The organism is Geodermatophilus sp. SYSU D00879, assembly GCF_054050375.1.
The window spans coordinates 48,996-67,307 of the sequence record NZ_JBJGZF010000006.1 but is presented as its reverse complement, the minus strand read 5'-3'; the positions used below and the strand labels follow the sequence as shown (position 1 = coordinate 67,307).

Annotated in this window: 19 protein-coding genes; 10 read left to right on the top strand and 9 right to left on the bottom strand. The window is 77.4% G+C overall.

All coding sequences use genetic code 11. The annotated features are described in order from the left end of the window. Positions 1-141 precede the first annotated feature (141 nt). The 5 genes from ACI79B_RS10145 to ACI79B_RS10125 all read left to right on the top strand — a co-directional run bounded on the left by ACI79B_RS10145 (position 142) and on the right by ACI79B_RS10125 (position 4,935). On the top strand, positions 142-492 hold the full coding sequence (locus tag ACI79B_RS10145; RefSeq protein ID WP_456927189.1) for a DUF6510 family protein: 351 nt from the start codon (positions 142-144) through the stop codon (positions 490-492). Positions 493-516: 24 nt separating this feature from the next. After that, positions 517-1,503 carry a thioredoxin gene (locus tag ACI79B_RS10140; RefSeq protein WP_456927188.1) on the top strand — a complete coding sequence of 329 codons (987 nt, stop codon included), beginning with the start codon at positions 517-519 and terminating at the stop codon, positions 1,501-1,503. A 29-nt stretch (positions 1,504-1,532) separates the two neighbouring features. Beyond that, positions 1,533-2,801 (top strand): epoxide hydrolase family protein, encoded by a 1,269-nt coding sequence (locus ACI79B_RS10135; RefSeq protein WP_456927187.1) that lies wholly within the window; start codon positions 1,533-1,535, stop codon positions 2,799-2,801. A 111-nt stretch (positions 2,802-2,912) separates the two neighbouring features. Then, on the top strand, positions 2,913-3,380 hold the full coding sequence (locus ACI79B_RS10130) for a hypothetical protein (protein WP_456927186.1): 468 nt from the start codon (positions 2,913-2,915) through the stop codon (positions 3,378-3,380). A gap of 85 nt (positions 3,381-3,465) precedes the next feature. Further along, positions 3,466-4,935: a peptide ligase PGM1-related protein gene (locus ACI79B_RS10125; RefSeq protein ID WP_456927185.1), complete on the top strand. Its 1,470-nt coding sequence runs from the start codon at positions 3,466-3,468 to the stop codon at positions 4,933-4,935. 7 nt (positions 4,936-4,942) lie between these two features. On the opposite strand, the gene ACI79B_RS10120 is transcribed toward ACI79B_RS10125, so the two are convergent. From ACI79B_RS10120 to ACI79B_RS10095, 6 genes are all read right to left on the bottom strand, one after another. Continuing rightward, positions 4,943-5,563 (bottom strand): hypothetical protein, encoded by a 621-nt coding sequence (locus ACI79B_RS10120; RefSeq protein ID WP_456927184.1) that lies wholly within the window; start codon positions 5,561-5,563, stop codon positions 4,943-4,945. Between the two features lie 108 nt (positions 5,564-5,671). Continuing rightward, the gene (locus ACI79B_RS10115; RefSeq protein WP_456927183.1) at positions 5,672-6,484 is read right to left on the bottom strand and encodes a succinate dehydrogenase/fumarate reductase iron-sulfur subunit; all 813 of its coding nucleotides are present in this window, start codon (positions 6,482-6,484) and stop codon (positions 5,672-5,674) included. Beyond that, complete coding sequence (locus tag ACI79B_RS10110; RefSeq protein ID WP_456927182.1) at positions 6,481-8,277, bottom strand: fumarate reductase/succinate dehydrogenase flavoprotein subunit; 1,797 nt, start codon at positions 8,275-8,277, stop codon at positions 6,481-6,483. The genes ACI79B_RS10115 and ACI79B_RS10110 overlap by 4 nt, the downstream gene beginning before the upstream one ends. Beyond that, positions 8,277-9,107 (bottom strand): hypothetical protein, encoded by an 831-nt coding sequence (locus ACI79B_RS10105; RefSeq protein WP_456927181.1) that lies wholly within the window; start codon positions 9,105-9,107, stop codon positions 8,277-8,279. Before ACI79B_RS10105 ends, ACI79B_RS10110 begins: the two co-directional genes overlap by 1 nt. Then, positions 9,104-9,355, bottom strand: coding sequence for a hypothetical protein (locus ACI79B_RS10100; RefSeq protein WP_456927180.1), 252 nt, complete (start codon positions 9,353-9,355; stop codon positions 9,104-9,106). The genes ACI79B_RS10105 and ACI79B_RS10100 overlap by 4 nt, the downstream gene beginning before the upstream one ends. Before the next feature lie 97 nt (positions 9,356-9,452). Then, complete coding sequence (locus ACI79B_RS10095) at positions 9,453-10,397, bottom strand: hypothetical protein (RefSeq protein ID WP_456927179.1); 945 nt, start codon at positions 10,395-10,397, stop codon at positions 9,453-9,455. Between the two features lie 221 nt (positions 10,398-10,618). On the opposite strand from ACI79B_RS10095, the gene ACI79B_RS10090 reads away from it, so the two are divergent. Next, positions 10,619-10,858 (top strand): hypothetical protein, encoded by a 240-nt coding sequence (locus ACI79B_RS10090; protein WP_456927178.1) that lies wholly within the window; start codon positions 10,619-10,621, stop codon positions 10,856-10,858. Between the two features lie 2,576 nt (positions 10,859-13,434). Here the strand turns inward: ACI79B_RS10090 and ACI79B_RS10085 are convergent. From ACI79B_RS10085 to ACI79B_RS10075, 3 genes are all read right to left on the bottom strand, one after another. Further along, positions 13,435-14,409, bottom strand: coding sequence for a zinc-binding dehydrogenase (locus tag ACI79B_RS10085; RefSeq protein WP_456927177.1), 975 nt, complete (start codon positions 14,407-14,409; stop codon positions 13,435-13,437). A 127-nt stretch (positions 14,410-14,536) separates the two neighbouring features. Further along, positions 14,537-14,731 (bottom strand): hypothetical protein, encoded by a 195-nt coding sequence (locus tag ACI79B_RS10080; RefSeq protein WP_456927176.1) that lies wholly within the window; start codon positions 14,729-14,731, stop codon positions 14,537-14,539. A 182-nt stretch (positions 14,732-14,913) separates the two neighbouring features. Further along, positions 14,914-15,183: a DUF1876 domain-containing protein gene (locus tag ACI79B_RS10075; RefSeq protein ID WP_456927175.1), complete on the bottom strand. Its 270-nt coding sequence runs from the start codon at positions 15,181-15,183 to the stop codon at positions 14,914-14,916. Between the two features lie 200 nt (positions 15,184-15,383). Here ACI79B_RS10075 and ACI79B_RS10070 point away from each other — a divergent pair, with 200 nt between their 5' ends. The 4 genes from ACI79B_RS10070 to ACI79B_RS10055 are packed head-to-tail and all read left to right on the top strand — an operon-like array spanning position 15,384 to position 18,291. Beyond that, positions 15,384-15,812 (top strand): hypothetical protein, encoded by a 429-nt coding sequence (locus ACI79B_RS10070; RefSeq protein ID WP_456927174.1) that lies wholly within the window; start codon positions 15,384-15,386, stop codon positions 15,810-15,812. A gap of 35 nt (positions 15,813-15,847) precedes the next feature. Then, positions 15,848-17,323, top strand: a complete 1,476-nt coding sequence (locus tag ACI79B_RS10065) for a pyridoxal phosphate-dependent decarboxylase family protein (protein WP_456927173.1) — start codon at positions 15,848-15,850, stop codon at positions 17,321-17,323. 51 nt (positions 17,324-17,374) lie between these two features. Beyond that, a complete protein-coding gene (locus ACI79B_RS10060; RefSeq protein WP_456927172.1) occupies positions 17,375-17,851 on the top strand; it encodes a hypothetical protein in 477 nt (158 codons plus the stop codon). Positions 17,852-17,856: 5 nt separating this feature from the next. Beyond that, positions 17,857-18,291, top strand: coding sequence for a nitroreductase/quinone reductase family protein (locus tag ACI79B_RS10055; protein ID WP_456927171.1), 435 nt, complete (start codon positions 17,857-17,859; stop codon positions 18,289-18,291). The last annotated feature ends 21 nt before the right edge of the window (positions 18,292-18,312 follow it).

The window sequence follows — 18,312 nt, the reverse complement described above, 5'->3', positions numbered from 1 at the left end:
AGGTGCGAGTCTCCCGCAGCGGGCGCGGCGGCGGCAGGGGTGCGCGGCCACCGGGGACGGTCGGATGACCGATGCGCGGCCCGGCGCCCGGCGCGACAGTGGCCGCCACGGCGGCGCCCGCGGCCGGGGGAGGGGACGGCGATGGACCTGTCCGAGCACCCGCCCGACGGGACCGGCGCCGTGCCCTCCGGGGCCGACGAGCGCCGGCTGGACGGCAACGCGGCGGCCGGCGTCCTGGCCGAGGTGCTCACCGCCGAGGCGACCGCGGCCGTGTCCACCTGCACGTACTGCGGCGGCCGCGCCCCGCTGGGGGCGCACCTGGTGTACGCCGACGCGCCCGCCCTCGTGCTCCGCTGCCCCACCTGCATGCAGGTGGTGCTGCGCTGCGGCTCGGACGCCTCCGGCACCCGGCTGGAGATGAGCGGCATCCGGCTCCTGTGGTGGTCCCCGGAGCCGGCCGGCGGGACCGGCACCGGAGCCCCGTCCACCTGAGCCACGTCGAGGAGGTCCGGGGAGATGGTGACTCCCGCGCTGCTGCCCACCGAGGGCCGGATGCCGGCACTCGACGGGGCGACCGGGTGGCTGAACACCGAGCCGCTGACGACCGAGGAGCTGCGCGGCCGCGTCGTCCTCGTCGACTTCTGCACGTTCACGTGCATCAACTGGCTGCGCACCCTGCCGTACGTCCGGGCGTGGGCCGACCGCTACCGGGAGGACGGGCTGGTGGTCCTCGGCGTGCACACGCCGGAGTTCTCCTTCGAGCGGGACGCCGGCGCGGTGCGCCGGGCGCTCGAGGGCCTGCGCGTCACCCACCCGGTCGCGCTGGACAGCGGGTACGCGATCTGGCGCGCCTTCGCCAACCGCTACTGGCCGGCGCTGTACTTCGTCGACGCCGCCGGGCGCATCCGCCACCACTGGTTCGGGGAGGGCGACGAGACGCGGTCGGAGACGGTGGTCCAGCAGCTGCTGGCCGAGACCGGCGCCGACGTCCTCGGCCGCGACCCGGTCACGGTCGTCGGCGAGGGCGTCGAGGCGCCCGCCGACTGGGACGCCCTGGGCTCACCGGAGGAGTACCTCGGCTACGGCCGGTCCTCCGCCTTCGCCTCCCCGCAGGGCACGGCCCCCGAGCGGTCGCACGCGTACGAGGTCCCGGCGCGGCTGCGGCCCGGCAGCTGGGCGGCGGCCGGGCGGTGGACCGTCGGCGTCGAGGCCGCGGTGCTCGACGAGCCGGGCGGCCGTTTGGCCTGCCGCTTCCGCGCCCGCGACCTGCACCTGGTGATGGGGCCGGTCACCCCGGGGGTCTCCGTGCCCTTCCGGGTGCGCCTGGACGGGCGGCCGCCGGGGGAGGCGGCCGGCGGCGACGTGGACGCGCGGGGCCACGGCGTGGCCACCGGGCGGCGGTTGTACCAGCTGGTCCGGCAGCCGGGCCCGGTCACCGACCGGCTGTTCGAGGTCGAGTTCACCGCCCCGGGCCTCGCCGCGTACGTCCTCACCTTCGGCTAGACCGACGCACCCCCAGGAGGGACCCGGCCATGACGACCGCGGCAGCAGGGACCGTCCGCCCGTTCCGCGTGGAGGTGCCCGAGGAGGCGCTCACCGAGCTGCGGCGGCGCGTCGCGGCGACGGTCTGGCCGGAGCGGGAGACGGTCCCGGACACCTCCCAGGGCGTACCGCTCGCGACGATGCGGGCCCTCGCGGACCACTGGGCCACCGCCTACGACTGGCGCGCCTGCGAGGCGCGGCTCAACGCCCTGCCCCAGTTCCTCACCGAGATCGACGGGCTGGACGTCCACTTCCTGCACGTCCGCTCCCGGCACGAGGACGCCCTGCCGCTGGTCGTCAACCACGGGTGGCCCGGCTCGGTGGTCGAGCAGCTCAAGATCATCGACCCGCTCGTGGACCCGACGGCGCACGGCGGGGACGCGTCCGACGCCTTCGACGTCGTCGTCCCCTCGATGCCCGGCTACGGCTTCTCCGGCAAGCCGGCGAGCACCGGCTGGGGTCCCGAGCGCATGGCCCGCGCCTGGGCCACGCTCATGGAGCGCCTGGGCTACGAGCGCTACGTCGCGCAGGGCGGCGACTGGGGCGCGTTCGTCGTCGACCACATGGGGCTGCAGCGACCGCCGGGTCTGCTCGCCCTCCACACCAACTACGCCGGCAGCGTCCCCCCCGACGTGTACCGCTCCCTGCTGGCCGGCGAGCCACCGCCGGCCGGTCTGTCGGACGAGGAACGCAGCGCGTACACCCAGCTGGCCACGACACTCACACGGGTCGCCTACGCCCGGTACATGGCGGCACGCCCGCAGACCCTGTACGGCATCGCGGACTCACCCGTCGGCCTCGCCGCCTGGCTGCTCGACCACGACGACGCCGAGGGCCAGCCTGCGGGCGCGGTCCTCGCGGCCCTCGACCGGACGACGAGCGCGTCCGGCGAGCTGACGCGTGACGAGGTCCTCGACAACGCCACCCTGTACTGGCTGACGAACACCGGGGTCTCCGCCTCCCGCCTCTACTGGGAGTACAAGGGGGGCTTCTGGGATGCCAAGGGCGTCGAGATCCCGGTGGCCGTCAGCGTGTTCCCCGGTGAGGCGTACCAGGCCCCGCGGAGCTGGGCGGAACGCGCCTACCCGCAGCTCATCCACTACAACCGGCTGCCCCGCGGCGGGCACTTCGCCGCGTGGGAGGAGCCGCACCTGCTCGTCGACGAGCTGCGGACCGCGTTCCGGCCGCTGCGCCGGCCCCCGGTGCCCGGCCCGCGCGCGTCGGCCGCCGACGCCGCGGCGCCGCGGACCCCCGCCTGACCGTGGGTCCGCGGGCACCGACCGTCCGGACGCGCCCGCTCCGCACCGCGGCGGCCCCGCGGCGGCCCGCACCCCCTGCCCGGCGCGGCGCCGGACCGCCACGGTGGCGCCATGACGGGTAGCCGCAGCTCGCTCTGGACCGGGGCGCTGGCCGGGTACGCGGCCAGCCGCACCATGGACGCCGCCACCGGCTGGTTCCACGGCCGGCAGAGCCCGGAGTCCCGGCGGCGGGAGGAGGAGATCGCGCCGGGCGGCGCGCTCGTGCAGCTGGGCAAGCAGCTCGGCGCCGTCGCGGGGCGCGACCTCGACGACGCCGCGGCCGGCCGGGTCGGGCTCGCCGTGCACCGCACCCTCGGCGTGACCTACGGGGTGCTCGCCGCGACGCTGGTCCGCCGAGGCTGGTCGCCGCTGGCCGCCGGGCCGGCCGTCGGCGCCGCCGCCCTCCTGCTGGTCGACGAGGGCACCGCGCTGCCGACCATGACCGCCTACCCGCTGGTCAGCCACGCCCGCGGCGTGGTCGGTCACTCGACGGTCGGGCTGGTCATCGGCCTCCTGCTCTGGCTGACCGGCCGCTCCTGACACCGCGCGCCCGACGGCCTCCTCCGGCCGCCGGTCCCGCGGGAGGATGGTCCCCGCGCGGGGGCCGAGTGCGCCGGGGGGCGCCGTGCGGGAGTTCGCCGAGCTGCAGCGGGACCTGGCGCCGGCCTGCGCGGCCAACGCGCCGGGCTCCCCGACCCCGCACGTGCTGGTGACCCTGCCCTCGTTCAGCATCGGCGAGTCGCTGCTGTCCCACTACGCCGACCGGCTGCCGGCCCTGGAACACCGGTACCTGGTCACCGTCCTCCTGCTGCCCCGCGTCCCCGGCTGCGAGCTGGTCTTCGTCAGCAGCGCCCCGCCGCCGCCGGCGCTGGTCGACCACTACCTCTCCCTGGTGCCGCCCGCCGACCGCGCCTCGGTGCGCCGGCGGCTGCGGGTGCTCGTCGTCCCGGACGCCTCCTACCGCCCGGTCGCCGCGAAGCTGCGCGACCGGCCGGATCTGGTCGAGGACCTGCGCCGGCACATCGGCGGCCGGCCGGCCTTCCTCGAGCCGTGGAACGTCACCGCCGACGAGGTGGAGATCGCCCGGCGGCTGGACGTGCCCGTCGACGGCACCGCGCCCGAGCTGTGGCCGCTGGGGTTCAAGAGCGCCGGCCGGCGGCTGCTCGCCGACGCCGGCGTGCCGGTGCCGGCCGGGTGCGAGGACGTGCACACCGTCGAGGACGTCGACCGCGCCGTCGACGACGTGCTGCGGCGGCGGCCGGCCGCGGCGGGCGTGGTGCTCAAGCTCGACGACAGCGGCGCCGGCGACGGCAACGTGGTGCTGCGCCGGGAGGGCCTGCCCGGCTCCGCGGGCCACCTGCGCGACGCCGTCCGCCGGCTGCCCGACTGGTACCTCACCGCGTTGACCCTGGGCGGCGTCGTCGAGGAGTTCGTGACCGGGGACCGGTTCGCCAGCCCCAGCGTGCAGGGCGAGATCACCCCGGACGGGCGCGTCAGCGTGCTGTCCACGCACGAGCAGGTGCTCGGCGGGGACAGCGGCCAGGTGTACCTCGGCTGCCGGTTCCCGGCCGAGCCGCACTACGCCGCGGAGCTGGGGAGGTACGGGCGGGCGGCGGGGGAGGCGCTGGCCCGCTGCGGCGCCCGCGGCCGCTACGGCGTGGACTTCGTCGCGACGTCCGGCCCGGGCGGGTGGACGCTGCAGGGGCTGGAGATCAACCTCCGCAAGGGCGGCACGACCCACCCGTACACGGTGCTGCGCAACCTCGTGCCCGGCCGCTACGACCCGGAGGCCGGCCGGTGGACCGCCGACGACGGCACGGTCCACTGCTACTGCGCCACCGACAACCTCGTCGACCCCGCCTGGACCGGGCTGCCGCCGCGGGAGGTCGTCGACGCGGTGGACCGGGAGGGGCTGCGCTTCGACCGGCGCACCCGCACCGGCGTCGTCCTGCACATGCTGTCGGGGCTGGCGGTCGACGGCCGGTTCGGGCTGACCGCGATCGCGCCGGCCCCCGCCGCGGCGCACGACCTGCTCGAGCGCACCCACGCGTGCGTCGACCGGCTGGCCCGGCAGCCGGTGGCCGCCGGGCCGTGACGGGCGCTCAGACGGTCTCGGGTACCCGGAGGTGGGCCAGGACCAGCTCGAACTCGGCGACGTCGGTGACCTCGGCCCCGCTCTCCCGGCTCGCCCGCTCCCGGATGGCCGCACCGGCCTCCCGGTTGCGCTCCAGGGACGCGCGGTCCGCGTAGGTCACGGTGGTCGCGGCCACGCCCTCCCGGCGGTCGCGCAGCACGCTGGCGCTGCAGAAGCCGTCCAGCTCCTCGAGGCGCGGCAGCACGCCCATCCGGAAGGTGTCCAGGAGCTCGTCGGCGCGCGCGGGGTCCGAGCGCAGCCAGGTGACCCGCGCGCAGGCCCCGGCCGGCGCCTCGTGCGCCCGGTGGAGCGCGGCGATCTCCCAGGTCCGCACCTCCGCCCCGCCGCCGAGGAGCTCCGCGACCCGGTCGCGCATCGGCCGCACCCGGTCGGCCGTGGCGCTCATCGCCTCCTCGGTCTGCCAGGCGGTCGCGATGATGCAGCGGCCGGTGTCGCGGTCGGCGAGGAAGGACAGGCCGACGAAGCCGTCCATCTCCTGGACCGCCGGCATCACCTCGTCGCGCATGTAGGCGACCGCGTCGTCGATCGCCTGCGCCGTGCCGTGGATGGTGGTCGTCCGTGCGTACACGTCACCGCTCCTCTCGTGCGTGCGGCGACGCCCGGTGCGGCACCGCCGCACGAGCGAGCGTTCCCGCGGTCGCCGCGCGTGGCAACGGGCCCGTGCGCGTCCCCCCGATCAGCGCCGCGGGCGCCGCCCGATGCGCGACCCCAGCCAGGTCAGCGGGTCGTACCGGCGGTCCACCACCCGCTCCTTGAGCGGGATGATGCCGTTGTCGGTGAGGTGGATGCCCTCGGGGCAGACCTCCGAGCAGCACTTGGTGATGTTGCAGTAGCCCAGGCCGAAGTCCTCCCGGGCGGCGTCCCGGCGGTCGACGACGTCGAGCGGGTGCATGTCCAGCTCGGCCAGCCGGATGAGGAAGCGCGGCCCGGCGAAGGCGGCCTTGTTGTCCTCGTGGTCGCGGATGACGTGGCAGGTGTCCTGGCACAGCCAGCACTCGATGCACTTGCGGAACTCCTGCGGCCGCTCGACGTCGACCTGCTGCATCCGGTGGTTGCCGTCCGGGTCGCGCGGGCGCGGGGTGAACGCCGGGACCTGCGCGGCCTTCTCGTAGTTGTAGGAGACGTCGGTGACCAGGTCGCGGATCACCGGGAACGTGCGCAGCGGGGTGACGGTCACCGGCTCGTCCTCGGCGAACGTGCTCATCCGGGTCAGGCACATCAGCCGCGGCCGGCCGTTGACCTCCGCGCTGCAGGAGCCGCACTTGCCCGCCTTGCAGTTCCACCGGACGGCCAGGTCGCCGGCCTGCGTGGCCTGCAGCCGGTGGATGACGTCGAGGACCACCTCGCCCTCGTGCACCGGCACGGTGAAGGTCTGCAGCTCCCCGCCGGAGGCGTCGCCCCGCCAGACCCGGAAGGTGGCGTCGTAGCCGCCGTCCCCGTCCCCGCCGCCGTCGGTCCCCCCGATGCTCGGCTCCGCAGGCTCGGTCATGCGCCCTCCTCGAAGACCTCCGCCAGCTCCGGCGGCATCTGCGGCAGCGGCTGCCGGGCCACGGTCACCCCGCCGTCCGCCGTCCGGGTGCAGACCAGGTTGGTGCGCCCCCACTCCGGGTCGGTCGCGGGGAAGTCGTCGCGGGTGTGCCCGCCGCGGCTCTCCTCGCGGGCGAGCGCGGCGCGGGCGACGCACTCGCTGACCAGCAGCAGGTGCGGCAGGTCCAGCGCCAGGTGCCAGCCGGGGTTGTACTGCCGGTGCCCCTCGACCGACAGCGCCGCGACCCGTTCCCGCAGGGCGGCGATGCGGGCCAGCGCCTGCTCCATCTCCGGCGCGGTGCGGATGATCCCGACCAGGTCGTGCATCGTCTGCTGCAGGTCCTGCTGCACGGTGTAGGGGTTCTCGCCGCCCTCCCGCTCGAACGGCGCCAGCGCCGCCCGCGCGGCGTCGGCCACCGCCTCCTCGGCGAGCGTGACCACGCCGGCCCGCTTGGCCGCGTGCTCGGCCGCGGCGGCGCCGGCGCGCCGGCCGAACACCAGCAGGTCCGACAGCGAGTTGCCGCCCAGCCGGTTGGACCCGTGCATCCCGCCGGCGACCTCACCGGCGGCGAACAGCCCGGGCACGGACGCGGCGGCGGTGTCCGGGTCCACCTCGACGCCGCCCATCACGTAGTGGCAGGTGGGCCCGACCTCCATCGCCTCGGCGGTGATGTCGACGTCGGCCAGCTCCTTGAACTGGTGGTACATCGACGGCAGCCGGCGGCGGACGTAGTCGGCCGGGCGGCGCGTGGCGATGTCGAGGAAGACGCCGCCGTGCGGGGAGCCGCGGCCGGCCTTGACCTCGCTGTTGATGGCGCGGGCGACCTCGTCGCGGGGGAGCAGCTCGGGCGGGCGCCGGTTGTTCTTCTTGTCGTCGTACCAGCGGTCGGCCTCGTCCTCGGTCTCCGCCGTCTCCTTGCGGAAGTAGTCCGGGATGTAGTCGAACATGAACCGGTTGCCGGCCGAGTTGCGCAGCACGCCGCCGTCGCCGCGGACGCTCTCGGTGACCAGGATCCCGCGCACCGACGGCGGCCAGACCATCCCGGTCGGGTGGAACTGGACGAACTCCATGTTCACCAGCCCGGCGCCGGCCTGCAGCGCCAGCGAGTGCCCGTCGCCGGTGTACTCCCACGAGTTCGAGGTGACCTTCCAGGCCTTGCCGATGCCGCCGGTGGCCAGCACCACCGACGGCGCCTCCCAGGCCACGAACCGGCCCGACTCCCGCCAGTAGCCGAACGCCCCGGTGACGCCCTCGTCGTCGGTGAGCAGCCGGGTGACCGTGCACTCCATGTACACGTCGACGCCGAGGGCGACGGTGCGCTGCTGCAGCGTGCGGATGAGCTCCAGGCCGGTGCGGTCGCCGACGTGCGCGAGCCGGGCGTAGCGGTGGCCGCCGAAGTCGCGCTGGCTGATCAGCCCGTCGGGGGTGCGGTCGAACAGCGCGCCCCAGTCCTCGAGCTCGCGCACCCGGTCGGGCGCCTCCTGCGCGTGGATCTGCGCCATCCGCCAGTGGTTGAGCATCTTCCCGCCGCGCATGGTGTCCCGGAAGTGCACCCGCCAGCCGTCCTCCGGCCAGGCGTTGCCCATCGCCGCGGCGATGCCGCCCTCGGCCATGACCGTGTGCGCCTTGCCGAGCAGGGACTTGCAGACGACGGCGGTGCGCGCCCCGGCCTCGTGCGCCGCGATCGCCGCGCGCAGGCCGGCGCCGCCGGCCCCCACCACCACGACGTCGTAGGCGTGCCGCTCGAGCTCCATCAGAAGAACCTCACGTCCCGGATCGTGTCGGTGGCGAGCAGGAGGACGTAGAGGTCGGCCAGCGCGACGCTGGCCATCGACGCCCACGCCCACTGCATGTGCCGGGCGTTGAGCCGGGAGACCAGCGTCCAGGCGCGGTAGCGCAGCGGGTGCCGGGAGAAGTTGTTCAGGCGCCCGCCGACGACGTGCCGGCACGAGTGGCAGGACAGCGAGTAGAGCGCCAGCAGCGTCGCGTTGACCAGCAGCACGAGCGTGCCCAGGCCCATGTGGCCCCACTCGCCGGTCTCGTCGCGGAAGGCGAGGACGGCGTCGTAGAAGAGGACGACGTTGATGAGCAGCGCCGCGTAGAGGAAGTAGCGGTGCACGTTCTGCCCGACCAGCGGGAAGCGCGTCTCACCGGTGTAGCGCCGGTGCGGCTCGGCCACCGCGCAGGCCGGCGGCGACAGCCAGAACGACCGGTAGTAGGCCTTCCGGTAGTAGTAGCAGGTCAGCCGGATGCCCAGCGGGAAGACCAGGATGTAGATCGCCGGGGAGATCCACGTCGGGCCGGTGAACAGCTCCGGGAAGGTGTCGCCCTCGCACCGGGTCGACAGGCACGGCGAGTAGAACGGCGAGATGTAGGGCTCGGAGAAGTAGTAGGCGTTCTGGAACGCCCGGAACGTCGCGTAGACGACGAACGCGAGCAGCGCCGCGGCGGTGAGCGCCGGCTGCAGCCACCAGCGGTCGGTGCGCAGCGTGCGCGCCGCGATTGTCGCGCGGCGCGGGGCCGGCCCGCCGTCGCCGCGTCCGGCCGAGGTCGCCCCCGTCCCGCGCGGAGCGGTGGTGGTCACCGGTGGGTGCGGCCGGACCCGCCCAGGCCCTCGTCGTCGCCGTCGCCGTAGACGGCCGCGAACGGCTCCCAGGCCCTGCGCACCCGGGCCCCGCACAGGAGGTCCAGGTCGTCGCGCAGCCGGGCGACGTCGACCCTGAGCCGGCGGGCGTCCACGGTGTCACCGAAGCGACCCGTCAGCGGTGCGCACGCCCGTTCCAGCGCGTCCACCGCGCGGCGGGCCGCCGCCACGTCCTGCTCCAGGGACATCGCCGCCTCCAGACCCTGCTGGCGTCGCCGGGAAGCCGAGGGGGGAAGTGCACCACCGACGCCGGGGCCGGGGAAGGGGGCGCTGCGCCGTCCGGGGTCAGGACGCGCGGTGGCGGCCCCCGCGCAGGAGGTGCGCCCACCGCCGGAGGACCTCCACCCGCCCGCGCGGGAGGGCGGGTGCCGGGCGGTCGAGCAGGTCGAGCTCCGCCCGGAGCGCGGACCGTCGCCGTTCGAGGTCCGCCACCTCCGCCAGGAGGGCGGCGCGGCGCGTCACGGCCTCGTCGTCGAGGCGGTCCCGGGTGGCGGCCGCCTCGGCGTCGGCGCGCCGCCGCTCCTCGCGGCCGGTGGCCAGCATCGCGACGATCTCGGCCCGCGCCCGGACCCGGGCGGCGGCCGCGTCCTCCTCGGCGCGCTGCCGCACCCGGTCGGCGTCCGCGGCGGCGCGGCGCCCGGCCGCCCCGATCTCCTCCAGCCGCGCCGCGGCCTCCGCGCGGGTGGCGGCGGCCGCCTGCTCGGCGTCGGCGAGGAGCCGGGCGGCCCGCGCGGCCGTCTCGGTGACGTGTGCGGCCGCCGCGGCCGCCGTCCGGTCCGCGTCGGCCTCGGCGTCGGCGAGGGTCCGCTGCGCGCGGGCGACGATCCGGTCCGCCTGCTCGGAGGCGGCGGCCCAGGCGGCCTCGGCCTCGGCGCGCATGCCCTCGGCCTCGTCCGCCGCCGCGGCGAGCATCGCCCCGATCCGCCGGGACAGCTGGAGGAACTCCCCGCCCCCGGACGAGTGGCCGAGCAGCGCCCGGGCCTCGTCGAGCGCGGCGCGGGTGCTCAGCAGCCGGGTGACCAGGTGCTCGCGCTCGCGGTCGGCGGTGGCGAGCTGGTCCTCGGCCCACTGCACGTAGGTGTCGACCTGGAAGCGGTCGTAGCCGGCCACGGCGCGGCCGAACATCGGGCCGGCCTCCAGGACCGTGGGCAGGTCCCCGGAGACGTTGGGCCGAGGCCGCTCCGGGCCCGTCGGGCGGAGCTCCTCGTCGACCTGCAGCTCGGCGGTCATCCCGCTGCCTCCCTCCGCCCGGGTCCGTTCCGGTTCCCGGGACGGTAGGGCTGCCCGGCGGGGCGCCGTCCCTGCGCCGGGGGTGGATCACCCGGGAGGCGACGCCGCCGCGCCTGATCGGGTGCCCCCGGCTCCGGGGGTCTCTCTGCGTGACGTCGCCCTCCCGGGTGGAAGTCCGCCGCCGGGCGCCGCCCGGGCGCGCGGTCGGGCACGCTCGGCCCGTGGCAGACGTCCCGACCCCGCCGGACCCGGGGAGCATGACCGTCCCGCTGCTGTTCGGCTGGGAGTCCATCGCCGTCGGCCTGCTGCTGCTCGTGGCCGTCGTCGTGGTCCTGGCCGTGGTCGCCGTGGCCCGGGCGGGCGTCGGCGGCCGGACGGAGTTCCAGGCGTGGCTGGACGCCCGGTCCGTCCGGTCCGCCGGCCCGCACGACGGCACCCCGGGAGCAGCCCGGCGCGGCTGACCGCGCCGCGGCGGCTCACGGCGCCGGAGGCGCCTCCTCCGCGGGCTCGGGAGCCGGCTCAGGCGCGGGCGCTGGTTCTGGTCGGGGCGCCGGCTCGGGCGCCGGGACCGATTCGGCCGCTGGTTCGACGGCCGGCTCGGGCTCGGGCGCCGGTCCGGGTGACGGGGCCGGTTCGGGAGCCGGGGCCGGTTCCGCAGCCGGTGCTGGCTCGGGAGCCGGTGCTGGCTCGGGAGCCGGTGCCGGCTCGGTGGCCGGTTCGGGTGCGGGTGCCGGCTCGGGTGCCGGTGCTGGCTCGGGCGTGGGCGCCGGTTCGGGCGCCGGCTCTGGCTGAGGCGCCGGCTCGGGCGTGGGAGCCGGTTCGGGCGCTGGTTCGACGGCCGGCTCGGGCTCAGGTGCGGGCTCGGGTGCTGGCGCCGGAGCGGGCTCTGGCGCTGGCTCCGGCTCCGGCTCCGGCTGTGGTGCGGGCTCGGGCTGCGGTGCCGGTTCTGGTGCGGGCGTCGGGGCTGGCTCCGGCGCCGGCTCGGAAGCCGGAGGAGCTTCCGGGTCGGGTGCCGGATCCGGGTGGGGCGCCGGCGCGGGCGGGACCTCGGGCTGCGGTGCCGGTGGGTGGTCGTCCGCCGGGGCCGGCGGCTCCTCGGGTCCAGGTGCGGGCACCGGCTGGGGCTCGGGCTGGGGAGCCTGCTCGGACGGAGCTCCAGGCGCCGGCGGCGGTGCCGCATCCGGCTGCGGTGCCGGTTCCGGGGCAGGTGCCGGCGCAGGCGCCTCGTCGGACTGGGGTGCCGGCTCCGGTGCCGGCGCGGGCGCAGGAATTGGCGCCTGCTCCGGTGCGGGGGGCGCTGCGGGCGGGGGAGAGGGCTGGTGTCCCGGCTCCGGTTCGGCCAGTGCCTCCGCCTGCGGTGCCTCCGGCTGCGGTGCGAACGCCGACTCGGGTGCCGGTGCAGGCTCCGGGTCGGGGGCCGGCTCGGGCTGGGGTGCGGGCTCACCGGCCGGCTCGGGCTCGGGTGCCGGTGCGGGCTCGGGTGCCGGTGCAGGCCCGGGCTCCGGCTCGGGCGCAGGACTCGGCTCGGGCGCAGGAGTGGGGGCCGGCTCCGGCGCGGGATCCGGCTGGGGTGCGGCCTCGGGACCAGGGGCCGGCTCCGGTGCGGGCTCCGGTTCCGGGGCCACGGAGGTCTCCGGTGCGGGCTCCGGCTCGGGCTGCGTCTCGGGTGCAGGTACGTGCTCGGGTGGCGTCTCGGGCTCACCCGCCGGGTCCGCTCCCGGCTCCGTCCCCGTCGCCTCGTCGGGTGCCGGCATCGACTCGGACGGCGCCTCCGGCTCGGGGGCCGGCTCGTACTCGGTCGACGCCTCCGGTGCGGGCGGGACCGCGGGCTCGGTCGGCGTCTCCGGTGCCGTCGGCACCTCGGTCTCGGGCGCCGGCTCGTACTCGGTCGACGACCCGGTGTCGGTCGACGGCCCCGACGCGGTCCCGGGCTCCGGCGGCGACGGGACGGACCCGGGAACCGGTTCGGTTCCCGGCTCAGGCACCTCGTCGGCCGCGGTCGGCGGCCCGGCGTCGTCCTCGCTCCCGAATCCGGCCCCGGCCCCGGCCTCGACGTCCGGCTGCGGCACGGCCGGCGGTGCGGACCCGTCGACGGTCGGGGGTGCGGTGTCGGGAGCGGGTGCCGGCTCGCCACCGGTGTCCGGCGCGTCCGCCTCGGGCGCCGGCGGGGGCGCGGCCTCGGTGGTGGGAGCCGCCGAGATCGGCGGCGGCACCCCGACGCCACCCGCCGCGGGCGGCGGCGCCTCACCGGTGGCGGCCGGGACGTCCGGAGCCTGCGGGGCCCCGGCGTCCGCGTCCTCCGGCGCGACCTCGCCCGATGGCGCCTCGGCGGCCGGAGGTGGGTCGGACGGGGCGGGTGGGCTCTCCCAGATCTGGCTGAAGGCGCGGACGATCCCGCCCGTGGCGGGCGTGCCCTGCAGGGCCTGGGCCAGCGAGGCGACGCCCGTCGTGACGAGCAGGACCGCTGCGCCCGTCGCGGTGCGTGCGGCCCGACCGGGGAGCCGGGCCCACCACACCGTCCGCTCGGGGGAGCGCACCCCGGCCGGCCGGGCCGCCGCCGGGCGCCGGCCGCTGACCCACCGCGCGACGAGCGCCGACAGCACCCCGCCGAGGAGCAGCAGGGCGATGCCGAGGACCAGCCACACCGTCGCGGAGGAGGCGGGGTCCGCGGCGGTGTCCGGGCTGGTGACGGAGTTCGTCACGACGTCGGCGGTGCCGGCCACGACCGCGGAGAACAGCAGCGCCCCCGCGACGGTGGCGGCGTCCTCGGCCCGGCGGGGGAGGCGGTGGGACGCCACCCGGGACGCGTCGGGGTCGTGGCTGACGACGGGGCGGCGCCGGGGCCGGCGGGGGCGGACGAGGACCGGCCGCGCGCCGCCTCGGGCACCGGCGGGACGCCGACGTCGTGCACGCATGGAGCCTCCAGGTGGTGGCGGTGCGTGGTCGTCCGAAACCCCGTGCCGCGCCAGCATGCTGGGGCCCGCACGGGGGACGCAACACGTCTCCGACCTCCGACGGGGGGTCGGGACGGCGCCCGTCAGGTCATGTCGACCGCGATCTTGAGCTGCCCCGGCCGGGGCGCGACCGCGGCGCCGAAGGCCGCCTCCACGTCGGCGACCGGGTGGACGTGCGTGACGTAGCAGTCGCGCAGCTCCGGGTGCGCGGCCAGGTACGCGCCGGCGTCCGCCAGCACCCGGCGGCGCTCCAGGGTGACGCCCGAGCGGAGGGTCAGGTTCTTCCGCAGGAAGGTCATCATGTCGAACGGGTAGACCGGGTCGTCCGGGACGCCGAAGTAGAAGACCTGGCCGCCGGGCGCGACGGCGTCCAGCGCGGGCTTGAGCGTCGTCACCTGGTGGCCCACGGCCTCGACGACGACGGCGGGCCGGTCGGCGTCGGACAGCGTGCCCGCCCAGCGCTCGGCGCGCGCCGTCACCGTCTGGTCGACGCCGAAGGCGGACGCGGCGTCGCGGCGGTCCACCGGGTCGACGCCGGTCACCCGCGCCGCGCCGCGCGCCTTGAGCACGTGGCTGAACAGCAGGCCGATCGGGCCCTGGCCGATCACGGCCACCGACTGCCCGGACACGTCGCCGAGCTGCTCGGCGGCGTAGAGCACGCAGGCCAGCGGCTGCAGCATGACCGCGGTCGTGGGCGGCAGCGCGGTGTCGTAGCCGGCCACGCCCTCGCCGTCGGTGACGACGAGCTCGGCGATGCCGTCGAACATCGACGCCCAGCCGACGACGAGGTCGCCCGGGGCGTGGTCGGGGTGCCGGCTGGCGACCACCTCCCCGACGATCTCGTGCATCGGGAAGCCCGGCGCGCGGGTGGCGCCCCAGCCGTCCTCGGCGGCCGGGTGCGGCCACACGCCGCCGCGGAAGTTGGGCAGGTCGCTGCCGCAGATCGCGCCGGCGCGGGTGGCCAGCAGCACGTGCCCGGGCGCCAGCGCGCCGGCGTCCGGGGCCGGGACCTCCACCTCCTCGAACCGGAAGGGACCGCGCAGCGTCTGTGCCCACATGGGTGTCCTCCGTCCAGCCGGGCGCCCCGGCGCCCGGGGCGGCGGCCTCCAGCCTGCAGGATCACCGCGGTCCCGCATCCCGACGGCGCAGTGCCCGGCGCGGCGGACGTCCCGGTGGGCGGGCGGGTCAGGCAGGCGTGCGCGCGAGGTCGTTCCACCGGTCGAGCAGCCGGTCGATGCGGCCCATCGCGTCCACCACCCGCTGCCGGGCCGCGGGCGTGTCCTTCCCCCGCCGCGCCCGCCGTGCGGCGTCGAGCTCCAGGCGCGCGAGGCCGAGCTCGATCCGCAGGTCGTCCTCGGGACCGGTGTGCAGGACGTCCATGACGACCCCCTCGTGCGTGTCGGGACCTGGTGGTCCGCGTCGAGCTCTCGTCGTCGACCGACCACGCGTCCCCCGGAGCGCCCGGAGGACCGGTCACCAGTAGGACTCCCGGCACGGCCGGGACTCACTGCACCAGCCGGGTGCCCGCCGGTGCCGCCGCACTCCCGGGGCCGGGCGGCCCCTCACATCACCAGGTGCGCGGCCTCGCCGGTGGACTGCTCGACGTCGTCCGTCGCGGCCCGCAGCAGCCGGTGGGCCAGGTCCGACAGTGCCCGGGCGACCGCGATCTCGTCGCCGATCTCGGGGACGTCCCGGTCGGCCGGGTCCAGCCGGGCGAACCCGGTCCCGGTGATCGCCGAGGTCTCGCGGGGCTGCAGGTGGGCGACGGCGCGGGTCCGGCCGTCGTGCTCGCCGATGTCGATGCGCACCGTCCAGGTCTTCACCGCGTCCACGTCGGCCTCCTCTCGGTGGTGGGGCTCCGAGGGTGCCCGCCCGGGCGGGCGGCCGACGCGGCCGGAAGGCCGGAGTACCCGGGACCTGTGGCCCGGGGTCACCCGTCCCGGCACGGCGGACCCGCGCGGCGTCCGTACGTCCCGCCCCGGGTCGACCTCCGGCCCTGGGGAGGCGGCCCCGTCCTCCCCAGCATCGGGCCATGACCGAGGTCCGGACCCGCCTCCCGTCGACGGCCGGGCGGCGGGCGAACGCCGTGGCCGCCGTGGTGGCCGACGGGGTCCTGCTGCTGCTGATCCACGTGTGGCCGGGGTGGGAGGTCGTGCCCTTCCTGACCGACGGGACGACCCGGGTGCTGCCCTACGTCGACGCCGCGCTCGTGGCCGGGATCGTCGTGGGGCTCCTGCAGCTGGCGCGTCCCGGGGGTGCGTCGGCGCCGGCGGGGACGCTGGTGACGACGGCCTTCGGACTCGCCGCCACGGTGCGCGTGCTGCAGGTCTTCCCGTTCGACCTGTCCGGGGGCTGGGAGGTCGTCGTCCGCGTGGTCCTGTGGCTCGGCGTCGCCGGCGCCGTGATCGGGCTCCTCGTCGCGCTGGTCGCGCTGCTCCGCCTGCGCCGGGCGCGGGGGTAGTCCCCGCCGGGCGGGCCCGGTGGCACGATCGCGCGATGGCCGATCGTGCGATGGCCGACCTCGCGGCGCTGCTCGCCGACGCGGCCGCCCGGGTGGCGGCCTACCGGGCCCGGGTGCCGGACGTGCCGGTGGCGCCGCCGCCCGACGTGGTCCCCGCGGTGCGGGCGGCCCTGGGGTCGCTGCGCGACGGGCCCACCGACCCCGCCCGGGTGGTCGAGGAGCTCGTGGCGGCGGTGGAGCCGGGCCTCGTGGCCACCACCGGCCCGCGGTACTTCGGGTTCGTGGTCGGCGGGGCGCTGCCGGCCGCCACGGCCGCCGACGTGCTCGCCGTCGGCTGGGACCAGCCGGCGTTCAACGCGGTCACCTCGCCGGCGGCCGCGGCGGTGGAGGAGGTGGCCGGCGCCTGGCTCGCGGACCTGCTGGGGCTGCCGGCCGGCGTCTCCACCGGCTTCGTCACCGGCGGGCAGGGCGCCAACACCGTCGCGCTCGCCGCGGCCCGCCACCGGGTGCTGGCCGACGCCGGGTGGGACGTCGAGCGCGACGGGCTGACCGGCGCGCCCGCCGTGCGGGTGGTCGCCTCCGTCGAGCGGCACGCGACGATCGACCGGGCGCTGCGGCTGCTGGGCCTCGGCACGGGCGCGGTGGTCCCGGTGGCCGCCGACGGGCAGGGGCGCATCGACGTCGCCTCGCTGGCCGGCGTGCTGGACCGGCTGCCACCGGGCCCCCGGGTGGTCTGCCTGCAGGCCGGCAACGTGAACACCGGGGCCTGCGACGACCTCGCCGGCGCCGTCGGGGTGGCCCACCGCGCCGGCGCCTGGGTGCACGTCGACGGCGCGTTCGGGCTGTGGGCCGCGGCCTCGCCGGCCACGCGGCACCTCGTCGCCGGGCTGGCGGCCGCCGACTCGTGGGCGACCGACGGGCACAAGTGGCTCAACGTCCCCTACGACAGCGGCTACGTGTTCTGCGCCGACCCGGCGGCCCACCGGGCGGCCATGTCGTTCACCGCGGCGTACCTCACCGGGCACGGGCAGGACGGCGTGCGGGCGCCCAGCGACCTGGTGCCGGAGTCCTCCCGGCGCGCCCGCGGCTTCGCCACCTGGGCGGCGCTGCGGGAGCTCGGGCGCAGCGGGGTCGCGGGGCTGGTCGACCGGTGCTGCGCGCTGGCCCGGCGGTTCGCCGAGCGGGCGGCGGCGCTCGACGGGGTCGAGGTGGCCAACGACGTCGTCCTCAACCAGGTGCTGCTCGGCGTCGGCGACGACGCGGTGACCGACGCGGTGGTCGCGGCGGTGCAGCGGTCGGGCGAGGCGTGGATGGGCACGACGACCTGGCAGGGCCGGCGGCTGGTGCGGGTGTCGGTGTCCAACGCGACGACGACGGAGGCCGACGTCGACCGGGCGGTCGCCGCGGTGGCCGCCGCCCGGGACGGGGTGCGGGCGGCGCGGTCGCACGCCGGCCGGGAGCCCGGCAGGGACCGAAGGACGCCGCAGCCGGGACCTCCGGCCCGGGGGTGACCGGCCCGCAGGTGTGACGGTCGACCCCGACGGGGCGACCAGGGAGGACCGATGACCGAGAGCACCGCACGGGCCGCGGACGGGACGGCGTTCGGGGAGCCGGTGGAGCGCGACGGCGCCACGGTGATCACCGCGACGCGGTCGACCAGCCACACCGCGACCGCCGGCGACGGCCGCACCGGGCGACGCCCCGCCGCCGAGATGGCGGGGGCCCGGCCGCTGGGCGCGTTCGAGGTCCGCGACGGCCGGGTGCGCTGGCACCCCGTCGTCGACGTCACCCGCGTGGTCACCACCGCCGAGGTCGTGCTCGGCGCCGTCGCCGTGGCGTCCCGGCTCGCGCGGCGGCCCAGCGGGGCCGTGGCGCGGGTGACGATGGGCCCCGGCGGCTGGGTGAGCATGAAGGGCGGCGCGATGGCCGTCCGCCCGGCCCGGCGCCTGTGGCGGCGCGCCCGCCCTCCGGTGCACGTCCGGCGGCCGTGGTGGGCTCGGCTACTGGCCGCCACCGCGCTCGAGCGGCTGGTCGGCTGATCGCCGTGGAGGTCCGCAACCGGGTCGTGAACCCGGTCGTGCGCGCGCTCGCGCGGGGGCCGGCGCACCGCGTGCTCGGCCGGCACCTCGTCGTCCTCGGCTACACCGGCCGGCGCACCGGCCGGCGGTACGAGCTGCCGGTGATGGTGGCGCCGGCCGGCGACGACCTCGTCGTCCTCGTCGGCGGCGCGGCCGGCAAGACGTGGTGGAAGAACCTCGACGGCGGGCCCCGGCACGTCAGCGTCCGGCGGGACGGGCGCGTCCTGGCCTTCCGAGCGCGGCTGCTGCGGCCCGGCACGCCCGGCCGCGACGACGCCGTCCGCGCCTACCGGGCCGCCTTCCCCCGCGTGGCCGTCCCGCCCGCCGACCCGGTGGTGCTGCTGGCGCCGGTCGTGACCTCCCGCGCCCCCGCCGGGCCGTCGGACCCTCCCGGCCGGTGACCCGGAGCCAGGAGCCTGGGG

Excerpts from the sequence above, each read along its gene's own strand:
- ACI79B_RS10140 (WP_456927188.1), top strand. The coding sequence starts at position 517 with ATGGTGACTCCCGCGCTGCTGCCCACCGAGGGCCGGATGCCGGCACTC.
- ACI79B_RS10085 (WP_456927177.1), bottom strand. The coding sequence starts at position 14,409 with ATGTGGGCACAGACGCTGCGCGGTCCCTTCCGGTTCGAGGAGGTGGAG.
- ACI79B_RS10130 (WP_456927186.1), top strand. The coding sequence starts at position 2,913 with ATGACGGGTAGCCGCAGCTCGCTCTGGACCGGGGCGCTGGCCGGGTAC.
- ACI79B_RS10080 (WP_456927176.1), bottom strand. The coding sequence starts at position 14,731 with ATGGACGTCCTGCACACCGGTCCCGAGGACGACCTGCGGATCGAGCTC.
- ACI79B_RS10145 (WP_456927189.1), top strand. The coding sequence starts at position 142 with ATGGACCTGTCCGAGCACCCGCCCGACGGGACCGGCGCCGTGCCCTCC.
- ACI79B_RS10100 (WP_456927180.1), bottom strand. The coding sequence starts at position 9,355 with ATGTCCCTGGAGCAGGACGTGGCGGCGGCCCGCCGCGCGGTGGACGCG.
- ACI79B_RS10115 (WP_456927183.1), bottom strand. The coding sequence starts at position 6,484 with ATGACCGAGCCTGCGGAGCCGAGCATCGGGGGGACCGACGGCGGCGGG.
- ACI79B_RS10135 (WP_456927187.1), top strand. The coding sequence starts at position 1,533 with ATGACGACCGCGGCAGCAGGGACCGTCCGCCCGTTCCGCGTGGAGGTG.
- ACI79B_RS10110 (WP_456927182.1), bottom strand. The coding sequence starts at position 8,277 with ATGGAGCTCGAGCGGCACGCCTACGACGTCGTGGTGGTGGGGGCCGGC.
- ACI79B_RS10060 (WP_456927172.1), top strand. The coding sequence starts at position 17,375 with ATGACCGAGAGCACCGCACGGGCCGCGGACGGGACGGCGTTCGGGGAG.
- ACI79B_RS10070 (WP_456927174.1), top strand. The coding sequence starts at position 15,384 with ATGACCGAGGTCCGGACCCGCCTCCCGTCGACGGCCGGGCGGCGGGCG.
- ACI79B_RS10065 (WP_456927173.1), top strand. The coding sequence starts at position 15,848 with ATGGCCGATCGTGCGATGGCCGACCTCGCGGCGCTGCTCGCCGACGCG.
- ACI79B_RS10095 (WP_456927179.1), bottom strand. The coding sequence starts at position 10,397 with ATGACCGCCGAGCTGCAGGTCGACGAGGAGCTCCGCCCGACGGGCCCG.